9 protein-coding genes are annotated in these 11230 nt (G+C 67.2%); 1 reads left to right on the top strand and 8 read right to left on the bottom strand.

From position 1 onward, the window contains the following. Positions 1-4: 4 nt before the first annotated feature. From NO363_RS10140 to NO363_RS10120, 5 genes are all read right to left on the bottom strand, one after another. A complete protein-coding gene (locus NO363_RS10140) occupies positions 5-817 on the bottom strand; it encodes a YihY/virulence factor BrkB family protein (protein ID WP_256684843.1) in 813 nt (270 codons plus the stop codon). Positions 818-873: 56 nt separating this feature from the next. Then, the gene (locus NO363_RS10135) at positions 874-1716 is read right to left on the bottom strand and encodes a YihY/virulence factor BrkB family protein (RefSeq protein ID WP_256684842.1); all 843 of its coding nucleotides are present in this window, start codon (positions 1714-1716) and stop codon (positions 874-876) included. A 107-nt stretch (positions 1717-1823) separates the two neighbouring features. Continuing rightward, on the bottom strand, positions 1824-2930 hold the full coding sequence (locus NO363_RS10130) for a tRNA (guanine(26)-N(2))-dimethyltransferase (protein WP_256684841.1): 1107 nt from the start codon (positions 2928-2930) through the stop codon (positions 1824-1826). Positions 2931-3300: 370 nt separating this feature from the next. After that, positions 3301-4944: a hypothetical protein gene (locus NO363_RS10125; RefSeq protein ID WP_256684840.1), complete on the bottom strand. Its 1644-nt coding sequence runs from the start codon at positions 4942-4944 to the stop codon at positions 3301-3303. Continuing rightward, positions 4941-5675 (bottom strand): ABC transporter ATP-binding protein, encoded by a 735-nt coding sequence (locus NO363_RS10120; protein WP_256684838.1) that lies wholly within the window; start codon positions 5673-5675, stop codon positions 4941-4943. The genes NO363_RS10125 and NO363_RS10120 overlap by 4 nt, the downstream gene beginning before the upstream one ends. A gap of 112 nt (positions 5676-5787) precedes the next feature. Here NO363_RS10120 and NO363_RS10115 point away from each other — a divergent pair, with 112 nt between their 5' ends. Then, on the top strand, positions 5788-6132 hold the full coding sequence (locus NO363_RS10115) for an SWIM zinc finger family protein (RefSeq protein ID WP_256684837.1): 345 nt from the start codon (positions 5788-5790) through the stop codon (positions 6130-6132). An 18-nt stretch (positions 6133-6150) separates the two neighbouring features. On the opposite strand, the gene NO363_RS10110 is transcribed toward NO363_RS10115, so the two are convergent. From NO363_RS10110 to NO363_RS10100, 3 genes are all read right to left on the bottom strand, one after another. Continuing rightward, positions 6151-8013: a cation:proton antiporter domain-containing protein gene (locus NO363_RS10110; RefSeq protein ID WP_256684836.1), complete on the bottom strand. Its 1863-nt coding sequence runs from the start codon at positions 8011-8013 to the stop codon at positions 6151-6153. A gap of 144 nt (positions 8014-8157) precedes the next feature. Next, positions 8158-10611, bottom strand: coding sequence for a xanthine dehydrogenase family protein molybdopterin-binding subunit (locus NO363_RS10105; RefSeq protein ID WP_256684834.1), 2454 nt, complete (start codon positions 10609-10611; stop codon positions 8158-8160). Beyond that, positions 10604-11152 carry a (2Fe-2S)-binding protein gene (locus NO363_RS10100; RefSeq protein WP_256684832.1) on the bottom strand — a complete coding sequence of 183 codons (549 nt, stop codon included), beginning with the start codon at positions 11150-11152 and terminating at the stop codon, positions 10604-10606. Before NO363_RS10100 ends, NO363_RS10105 begins: the two co-directional genes overlap by 8 nt. Positions 11153-11230 lie beyond the last annotated feature (78 nt).

Genomic DNA, 11230 nt, shown 5'->3' with positions numbered 1-11230 from the left:
CGGCTCACCGATCGATAGGCAGCCAACCCCCGTCCGGATCGACGCGATCGGCGAGCGTCGCGTTGAGCGCCGCACCGGTGAGCAGTGCAAATCCGCCGACGTAGAGCCAGACGAGGATCAACAGCACGGCGCTGGCCGCGCCGTAGAGCTGCGGTAGCGTCGAGATCGAGGCGTAGTAGCCGAACAGGGATTGGAGAACGGTCCACGCAGCTGCCGCAAAGATCGTCCCTGGAAGGATCTCCACCACGCCGCTGTCGACGTCGGGCAGGATGTAGTAGAGCGGGACGAACACGACGGTGAACACGGCGAAGACGACGATTGGTCCGAGGGTGTTCCACAGCCGGGTTTCGACGAACAGCGACAGCACGACGCCGCCGACGACCATCGCCACCACCGCGACGACGATGACGACGAACACGAGCACGATGTCGACGAGGGTTCCCACCAGCGAGCGCTCGCCCTGCATGCCGTAGATGCCGCTGAAAGCGGTGTTGAGCGCCCGGAAGGTCAACAGTGCGCCCCAGAGGAACACGGCAGCGCTGAGGATCGTCGCGCCCCGATCGGCCGCGCCGAAGACGATCCCCTGTAACAGTTCGGCGTTCTCGGGCACGAGCGTTCGTGTCGCCCGCATGATGGCACGTATCGCGAGCGCATCGCCGGCGAGCGTCGAGATCGCGACCACGAGCAACAACAGCAGCGGCACCAGCGAGATGAACGTGAAGTACGCGAGGCTCGCCGCGGTCAGAACGATTCGCTCGCGGCGCGCGAGCGCGATGACGTCGGCAAGAACGGCCACGACGTCGTCGGTCCTCGACACGGACCCGCTTTGGTGATCGATACGTAAGTACGACCCGTGCCCGGCGCTGCCGTCGGTCACCGATGAGCCGTCGGCAGCCACTCGGCATCGGGATCGACGCGATCAGCGAGCGTGGCGTTGAGCGCCGCACCGACCAGCAGCGCCAGCCCGCCGACGTAGAGCCAGGTCAACAGGAGCAACAGTCCGCCGGCGACGCCGTAGAACTGCACGCTGCTCGACGTCGTCGCGTAGAGCCGGACGACGACCGCCGAGACCGTCCAGACGAACGCTGAGAGCAGCGTTCCGGGAAGGATTTCGCCGAGCGTGACTCCCTCGACCTCCGGCAGGAGGTAGTAGAGTGGGGCGAAGACGACCGCGAGCGTGACGAACAGGAACAGCGGGCTGACCACTCGCAAGAGGAGCCGATCTTTGACGGTGAGCGCGAGCGCGCCGCCGACGAGCGCGAGTGCGACGGCCGCGAGCCCCACGGTGACGAACACGACTACTGCGTCGACCGCCTTGTCGACGATCGAGACTTCCTCGCGCTCGTCGTAGACGGCCGCGAACGCGCCGTCGAGCGCGCCGAACGTCCTGAGCGCGCTCCAGGCGAGGATGACCGCGCCGAGCACCGCCGCGCGGAACCGACCCTGGGTGTTCGCGAGCAGCGTCTTCGGCACCGAGACGCCGCTCGGCAGGACGGTTCCCGATGCCGTGCCCGAGAGCTGCCCGAGCAGGCCGTGACCGAATAGTGAGAGCGCGATGACCGAAAAGAGCAGTAGGGGAACGAGCGCGGTGAAGAGGTAGTAGGCGAGGCTCGCGGCCATGAGCGTGATCTGCTCCTGTCTGGCGACCGCGACGACCGTTCTGCCGATCGAGAGCAGGTCGTCCGTCCGCGAGCTTGTGGTACTGCCGGTCTGCACACCCACCGTTCAGCGTGCCCCGACATGAACCCCACCGACTTCGATTTGACTGACCGGAACGTGTCGATTGATTGGACCGTATCTGCTGCTCAGGCTGTATCGATCGGTCAGGCGGTGTCGGCTGTCGTGGTCGCGCGTTCGATCTCGGCGACCGTTGCGTCGGTCTTGAACGCCGTGCCATGATAGTGCGCCCGCGAGGCTTCGTAACCCGCCTCGTGGAGCCGGGTCAGGAAGTCGTCCATCGCGCTCGCCGAGCGCGTCCACTGCCGGCAGAGGCGGTGTTGATCGTAATGGGTGGGCAAATCGAGTTCGCCATCGAGCGTCTCGAGGAGGTCGCGGGCGCGCCCGGCGGTGCCCATCTCGTCGGTGACGTGCTCGCGAACGCGCGCGAGGAATTCGTTTTCGTGAACGGGGCCGAGCCAGAGCGGGCCGGCGGTCCGTACCCGCCCGCCGCAGGCCGGGCACGAATCGGGCGGGTGTGCGATGAGCCCCTCCTGGCTCTCGCGGTGGAGACACGAGAAGCAGTGGTGAACGTAGCCCATCCCGTCGAGTGCCTCGTTGGCGTCGCTGGCCCGCCGTGAGAGCGAGAGATACGTCCGGACGTAGTGGCTCGTCGCGTGGCTCAGCACCGGGATGGCGGCGACGTCGTACCGGGCGGCGGTGCGGACGAGCGCACCCAGGAGGATCCGGAGTCCCATCTCGGCGTGATACTCCGTGTTCTGCGGGACGGCGCTGTACGAGCGCACGCCGCTCTCCTTGTGCGCTCCGCACAGCGGCGCGGTGTCGGTCGCGGTGACGCAGACCAGATCGCGCGCACCCCGGAAGGCGGCGTCGGCGAACGGGATCGGCGTGCCGAACGGATCGAGATCGACGACGTCGAACCCCTCCTCGGAGAGCAGCGCGTTCACGTTCCGGTTTACGACTTCCCCGTCGAGCCCGTTCCGATCGAGGTTCGTCCGACAGAGTTCGGTCGCATCCCCATCACGATCACAGAGCGTTACCTCGTACCCTTCCCCGGCGGCACGGACGCCCCGTGCACCGGTCGCGGCGTGGGCATCGAGATACGAGTCGCAGTCCTCTCCGACCGCCCGCAGCACCGCCACCGTGAGGTCGCGGTTGAGCTCCTGCTCGGGATTGAAAAAGACGCCCTCGCCGATGCCCGCTTCCGGCTGTTCGGGCACCGTGAGGTCGAGACCGCCTTCGGTGACGTGCATAGCGCCGATCGGTCTTCGAGCGCGAAAAACGGTCTGTCCTGGATCGCATGATGCTCTTCCATTTTCATCAGGTCGTCGAGTATGGTCCAAGCGTATCGACCGAAACTGAATCTTGATCAGGATTATTTGCTTGGTTCGACAGCAGCGGTCTACGAGACGGCTGAAACGGCTGTCCTGACAGCCCCGATCCTGACGACAATGAGAAACCGCACCGCCCCGCACAGCCCACATACCTCCCCAGCCGATTCACTCACTCCCTTCGGTCGTTCGCTCATCCCTCGCGCGTTCTCCGGCCTCCGGCCGGATTCATCGCGCGCCACCGCTACCGATTTGATTCAGGTAGTTGGGAAAATCCGATTCGACTCTGGACTCACGCGAGCGTGTAGCGCTCGAACCGTCTGGCAACGTACCGATAGGCGAGCGGTGGGGCGACGACCACGAGCCCGATGGCGGCGGCAGCGCCGATGACGCGGAGCACCGGCGGGGCGATAGCGATCGAGAGGCCGGCGAACCCCGCGATGATCTCGATGAGGGCAGAGAGAACGGCTGCACCGCCCGGGATCAGCGCGACCGCGGCCCCGAGAGCGCCGACGGCCACCGCGACCGTATAGCAGGCGAAGGCGGTCTTGCTCGGGATCACCACCTCCCGGCTCTGGCTGATGCTGACCGCCCCGAACCGTGGGAACCGAGTGCCGATCGCCAGCGCGAGGAGCGGGCCGACGAGACAGAGCACCGCGCTCACGGCGATGAGCAGCAGCCAGCGCGCCGGCGCGAGCGGACTCAGCACGCCGGCGACCCCCGTCACCACGACGACGAGCGGCAGGCCGACCGTCGCCACTGCGATGACGTGTCCGCGCACGAACTGCCCGCCACGAACCCCGGTCGTGAGCGTCACCGGCAGTAGTGCTCCCTCGTCGCCGAACGGGTTGAGCGCCGCCGCGCCGACTGCCCACGCCCCGTACAGCGCCAGCAGGATCGGCAGCGACGTCGGCACCGATCCCGTGGTGAACGCCTGCTGGAGCGGCGCGAACAGGAAGAAGAGCGGGTAGGCGACGTAGATGAGCCGGATCGGCGCACGCTTCGTCCGCCGCCAGACCTTCTCCACGACCGCGCGCGTCGGACCCGCGGCGATCCGCGAGAGCACCGTTGCGTCGGTGTCGGTCTCCTCGTAGGTCCGTGTGCCCGGCTGTGCCCTGTCGGCGTACCAGAGCCGCTCGGCCGCGCGCACGTCGATCGCCAGCAGAAGGGGGACGCCGATCGCGACCAGCGCGAGCGCACCGGCCATCCGTGGTAGCGACGGCGTGACGCCGGGAATCCCGGCTACGAGCAGGTCGCCGAACCACGCCGTCGGCGCATCCCGCAGCAGCGCCGACAGCTGGACCAGCGCGCGCCCGACCGTCTCCGAGGAGACCGCGACGAAGTACGCGAGCAGGGCGACGACAGCGATGACGGACTTGTAGCGCGTGAGCAGTTCGGACTGGCCGACGACGATCTTGATCAGCACGCCCACGATGTGGCCGACGAGCAGCGCCGTCGCGAACACCGCGAGGAAGGCCACGACGACGCTGACGAACGCCGTCGGCGCGCCGATGCCGAGTGCGAGCGCGCTCGCCACCACGACGACCGGCACCGCCACGATCGAGAGCACGCGTGCGGTCTCGGCGAGCAGCAATCCCCCGAGAACGTCGGGAGCCGGCACGGTCGTCAGCATGCCCGTCTCGTGTTCGATTCGGGCGGTCTTGCCGACGGCGCGCTGGGCGATCAGGAACACCGGCCCGAGCCACGCCAGCGCGAGCGCGCTGCGCGCCCCATCGAGCACCGGCAGCGTGTCGATCAGTCGCTCGCCGGCCGTGTAGGCGAGATAGCTCCCGCCGACCGTCGGCAGCCCGACGAACAGCAGGAGAAAGAGCCCGAAGCCGAGCAGCTGCGTCGTGTTCTGCGCCATCGCACGCAGGCTCCGGCGGTACTCGACGCGCGCGATGGTGAGACTCCGCCCGACCGTTGGCCAGTTCATTGGGCTTCCACCGGCCGCTCGCTCGTCACGTCGAGGAAGGCGTCCTCCAGTGTGCGCTCCTCCTCGGCGCGGTGGGTGAGTCGCTCCGGCGAGTCTTCCGCGACGAGCGATCCGTCGCTGAGCACGCCGACGGTGTCGGCGAGTCGCTCGACCACGGGCAGGATATGAGTCGAGAGGAAGACGGTGGCACCGCGGTCGGTGAGTTCGCCGATGAGGTCGTAGACCGTGCGTGCGGCGCGTGGATCGAGCCCCGAGGTCGGTTCGTCGAGGAAGACTACGCTCGGCTCGTGGACGAGCGCCTGGATCAGCGCCGTCTTCTGTTTCATCCCCTTCGAGTACGTTCCGACCCGCTCGTTCGCGTCGGCGGCGAGATCGAGACGGTCGAGCAGCGTCTCGATGCGGTCGTCGCCGTCCATATCACGGAGATCGGTGATGTAGCGCAGCTGCTCGCGTGCGGTGAGTTCGTCGTACAGCGGCGGCTCTTCGGGGAGGAAGCCGATTTCCGAAACTACTGCCTCGCGATTCTCGATCGAGTGGCCGGCGACGCGGGCCGTCCCGCTCGTCGGCCGGACGAGCGTCGTCAGCATCCGCATGGTCGTCGTCTTGCCCGCGCCGTTCGGCCCCAGAAAGCCGTAGACGGAGCCGGCGGGAACCGTCAGATCGACCCCCGAGACGACGGTCGTCTCGTCGAACCGCTTCGTCAGGCCGTCGGTTTCGATGGCGGGCGGCATACGGGAAAATCAGTCAATCGTCGTAAAAATATTTTCATCCGACTTGATCGTCGTCCGAACATCCCGCCCCGCCCATCGAACGGGTTTTCATCCGCCGGCGCGAACGCCCGCTGTGACCGAAACCGAGTGGCAGCGCGCGCTCGACGACGCCGGCGAGCTCGATCCGTCGATCACCGAGCGCATCATCGACGCGCACGGCGACCGCGGCGTCAGAGCCATCGAGGCGGTCGCCGAACGGCGTGTCAAGCAGTATCTCGATTTCACCGTCGTGGTGGGCCACTCCGACGAGTACGTCGTCGAGGACGGCGGCTGTACCTGCAAGGACTCCGCCTACAACCTCGACGCCGACGACGAGAGCCAGCGCTGCTGGCACGTCCTCGCCGCTGCCATCGCCCGCCGCGTCGGCGCGCTCGATCACCACGAGATGTGGTACTCCGACGTCCGCGAATTCCTCTGATTTCCCGACTGTCGATCGCTACCCGGCCCGCGCGAACAGGGCGCGGGCGTCGTCGACGGCCTCGGTCCGACCGAGCAGCGTGACGGTATCGCCACGCTCCAGATCGAAATCGTCGCCCGGATAGTGGTTCGTGCCGTCGCGGTTCACGAGCGCGAGCAGACACTCGCTCGGGAGATCGTTTCTGACCGCGGCGATCGACCGGCCGACGGCCGCGTCGGCGGTGACGTCGACCTCGCGGACGTCGCCCGACTGTCCCAACTCGACGGTCCACTTCAGGAGTGCGGGACGCTCGACGAGGTTGTCGATCGCCCAGATCGCCGATTCCGTTGGCGAGATCGCACGCACCCCGAGATCCTCGAAGGCATCGGTGTTCTCCGGCTCGTTCACCCGTGCGATGATGTGGTCGACGTCGAACGTCGAGCGGGCAAGCTGTGCGGCCAGCAGGTTCGCGTCGTCGTCGCCGGTCGCGACGACGAGGAGTTTCGCGTCGGCGACGACGACATCGCGGAGCGTCTCGGCGACGGTCCCGTCGCCGACGTGGACCGTATGGCCGTCGTCGCGCGCCCGACGGGCGATGTCGGCGTCGCTCTCGATCAGGACCGGGTTTTCACCGTGTGCGTCGAACCGTTCGGCGAGGCCGCGTCCGACCGTACCGCCGCCGACGATGACGATCTGCATGGGCACCACGTCGAGCGCCGACGCAATATATGGTGCCAATCCACCTTCGAGGACGACCGTCGCGAGGATCACGAGAAACACCGTCCCGACGAGCGTCGTCGCCTGCTCCGGCAGCCCGGCGTCCGTGAGTTCGACGGCGAACAGCGTCGCGACCGATGCGGGGATGATCCCGCGTGGCCCGACGAAACTCATGAACAGGCGCTCGTCACGGCTGAACTGGTGGCCTCGCGTCGAGACGAACACCAGGAGTGGCCGGATGACGAACATCACCGCGGCGACGACCACCAGCCCGCCGACGCCGAGCGCGGCGATGTCGTCGAACGACAGCAGCGCGGCCAGCGCGATGAACACGAACGAGAGGAGGAGCGTGGTGACGTCACCTTTGAACTCGCTGATCGTCTCCTTGTAGGGAACGTCGAGATTGCCGAGCGCGAGACCGGCGGTGGCGGCCGCAGCGATGCCGGCCTCCTCAGCGAGCAGCGTCGCCCCGGCGTAGGCGACGAACGCACCCGCGAGAGCGAGCAGGCGTGCGTTCTGGGCGGCGTTGCCCGCCGCGCGATCGACCGCCCGGATCAGCGACCGCAGAACGACCGCGACGAGTGCGCCGACGACGATCCCGATGGCGAGTCGTGCGGCGAACTCCTCGAGAAAGGCAATTCGCGTCGGCTGTTCGGCGAGCACGACTTCGAATGAGACGTACGCGAGGATCGCCGCGGTCACGTCGTTGACGACGCCCTCGAACGAGAGTGCGTTCGCCACGGAGTCCCGCACTGCGACCACATCGAGGATCGGGTCGATGACGGTCGGGCCGGTCGCGACGAGCAACGAGCCGATCAGGAAGGCGAGATCCCACGGCGTGCCGAGTGCGACCCTGACGGCGATCGCGGTACCGACCAGCGAGATCAGCGCGCCGACGGTGATGAGACGAAGTCGCGTCGACCGCGTCGCCTTGAGGTCCTCATAGCGGAGGTGGAAGGCCCCCTCGAAGACGATGAGCGCGACCGAGAGATCGACGATCACCGGCAGCGCGACGCCGAACGCCTCGCGCGTGACGATACCGAGCCCCTCGGGGCCGAGGACGATCCCGGCGACGATGAGGAAGATGATGCTCGGGATGCGGTAGCGATCGGCCAGCACCTGTGCGAAGATGCCGATCGTGAACACCAGGGCGACGAGCGCAACGAGGAGTTCGACGCGTGCCATTGATCGCTCTTCCCTATGTCGGAACGGCAGGGACGGAAAACGGTTCGGTCGTTCGTCGGATGAATATCGGAAGTTCGCTTCACCCTCACTGCTGCGCAGAGAAAAAAAGTCGCGAGAACTGCGTTCGGCGCTGTCGGCGGCTGTTCAGTCGGCGGCCTCGTCCGCCGTGTCGAGCTTCGCCGCGATCTTCTCGGCGGTGATCGGCAGGTCGCTGACACGAACGTCGACGGCGTTGCGGATGGCGTTGCTCAGCGCCGGCGGCACGCCGTTGACCGGGATCTCGGCGACGGATTTCGCGCCGAACGGCCCCGTCGGCTCGTGGGTCTCGACGATGATCGACTCGATCGGCGGCTGGTCGTCGGCCGTCGGCATCCCGTAGTCACGGAAACCGAGGGTTTCGGGCGTGCCGTCCTCGTCGAACGAGTAGCCCGAGGAGACGGCGAGCTCGTAGCTCATGTGCAGCGCGCCCTCGATCTGACCTTCGACGAGGTCCGGGTTGATCGCGACGCCACAGTCGACGGCGTAGACGAGATCGTGGATCTCGAACTCGCCGGTGCGATCGTCGACGGTGACGTCGACGAACTGTGCGCCGAACGGCGGCGGCGATTCGTCGGTGCTGTGGCTCGCCTCACCCATCACCTGCGCGCGCTCGTCGTCGCCGTAGATCGAGCCGTAGCCGACCTCTTCGAGCGTGACTGACTCGCCGGTGCGCTCGGCGTGGACCGCGCCATCGCGCGCTTCGAGCGTCTCCGGAGGCTCGTCGAGCAGCTTCGCGGCGAACGTCAACAGCTGCGTGCGTGCCTTCTCGGCGGCTTTCTTGACCGCCTGACCGGTGACGTACGTCGTCGAGGAGGCGTAGGCACCGTAGTCGAACGGTGAGATGTCCGTGTCCGACGCCTGGACGAGAACGTCCTCGGGCGGTGCTCCGAGCACCTCGCCGGCGATCTGGGCCATCGCGGTGTCCGCGCCGGGACCGATATCGACGGCCCCAGTTTGAAGGATGAACGAGCCGTCCTCGTTCATCTTGATGTGTGCGGCACCGAGCTCGTCGCCGGCGACACCGCTTTTCTGTGCGGTGAGTGCGACGCCACAGGCCCGGTGGAGATGCTCCTCGTCGGGCTGTTCGACGTCGTCCCAACCGATCGCCTCTTTCCCGCGCTCGATACATTCGTCGAGCCCGCACGAGCGGATCCGGCGGGTGTGCTCGCCGCCCGAGAGCACGCCGGAGGCGTCGTCGATGTCGCCCTCCTCGATGCGGTTGCGCGCGCGAAGCTCCAGGGGATCCATGTCGAGCTCGTGGGCGACCTCGTCCATGTGGCCTTCGAGGGCGAAGTGACCCTGTGGCGCGCCATAGCCGCGGATCGCGCCCGCGACAGGGAGGTTCGTGTGGACCGCCGTCGCCGAGAAGCGGATGTTCGGCGCGTGCGTGTACAGCGGCAGCGGCTTCGAGCCGACCGAGCTGCCGACCGTCATCCCGTGTGGCCCGTACGCCCCGGAGTTCGTCACCGTCGACAGATCGAGCGCCTCGACGTCGCCCTCGTCGGTGACGACGCTGCGCATGCGCACGCGGGCGGGCCGGCGCGAGCGCAGCGCGTAGAACTGTTCGCGGCGAGTCGTTTCGAGCTTCACCGGCCGGCCAGCGGCCTCCATCAGCGCGACCGTGATCGGCTCGATCAGCATCGACTGCTTTGCACCGAAGCCGGCACCGATGCGGGGTTTGCTCACACGGATGTCCCTGATCGGCACGTCGAACAGATGCGAGAGCTGGCGGCGCGTGTGGTAGGGCACCTGCGTGCTCGTGATGAGGTGATAGCGATCGTCCTCATCGCGGTGGGCGATCGTCGTGTGTGGTTCGGGGACGCAGTGTGACTGGTAGGGAAGCTCCCACTCCGTTTCGGTCACGATCCGGTCGTCGCTGTCGGCTGCGGCCTCGAACGACGCCGCCACATCGCCGATCTCGCCCTCGATGTGCGATTCGATGTTGCGCTCGTAGTCCGCGCCGGGCTGCTTGTTCTCGATGTTGTCAGGATCGTGAATCTGCGGCGCGTCGGGGTTGGTCGCCGCAGCGGTGTCGAAGACACCTTCCTCTTCCTCGTAGCTGACCTCGATCGCGCGCGTCGCCCGGTCGGCGGTGTCGCCGTCGACGGCAGCGACCGCCGCGATCGGATCGCCGACGTAGTTGACCTCCCGCCGGAGCACGTGCAGGTCCCACGGGCTCGGCTCGGGGTAGGGCTGGCCGGAGGAGGTGTACGGTTTGTCGGGTACCTCTTCCGAGTCGGGCGTGACGACGGCGTAGACGCCCTCCATCTCCTCGGCGGCGCTCGTGTCGATATCGGTCACGCGCCCGTGTGCGATGTCCGAGCGCAGCACCGAGCCCGCGGCGAGATCGGGGAAATGCTGGGCGTAGTCGGCGGTGTATTTCGACTCGCCGGTGACGATCTTGCGCGCGTCGTCTTTCTCCTCGCGCTCGGCAATCGTCTGGCGATCGCTCGCTGGCTTGCGGTTGTTCGGCGCTTCCTCGACCTCCATCGGGTGCTCGCTCTCGGCCGCGGCGGTGTGCTGGCGTTCGCTGCTGCCGGCGTCGTCGGGTTTACTCATCGTTCACCCCACAGCCACAGCCCGAACAGGATACATCGTCGACGGGCTGGCCACCGTCGGCGGCGACCGCGGTGTCGCCGTCCATCCGCTCGGCCGCGTCCTCGACGGCGTCGAGGATCTTCTCGTAGCCGGTGCAGCGACAGAGGTTGTCAGAGAGCGCCGCGCGGATCTCCTCCCTGTCGGGATCGGGGTTCTCCTCCAAGAAGTTCTGCGAGCGCATGATCATCCCAGGGATGCAGAACCCACACTGGAGTGCGGCGTTGTCGACGAACGCCGACTGCACCGGGTGGAGATCGTCCTGGCTGCCGAGACTCTCGATCGTCTCGACGGTCGCCCCGTCGATCGTCGCGACCGGTTCGATACAGGACATCGTCGATTCACCGTCGACGGTGACGGTGCAGAAGCCGCAGTTACCCGTGTCACAGCCGCGTTTCGCGCCGGTGTACCCGTTCTTCCTGAGGACGTCGAGCAGCGAATCCGACCGCTCGGCCTCGAAGGTCCGTTCCTCACCGTTGAGCGTGAGGTCGATTTCTACTGTCATGGTCGTTTAGGTTGTTTATCGCCGTTCAGCGGGGCGCTCCCGCCGTGAGACGTCTGGCTGTGGTGTGGTTTCGATACA

The organism is Halococcus qingdaonensis (assembly GCF_024508235.1).
Taxonomy (GTDB): domain Archaea; phylum Halobacteriota; class Halobacteria; order Halobacteriales; family Halococcaceae; genus Halococcus; species Halococcus qingdaonensis.
The sequence above is the reverse complement of the archived record's forward strand: the minus strand, read 5'-3'. Positions and strand labels throughout refer to the sequence as shown.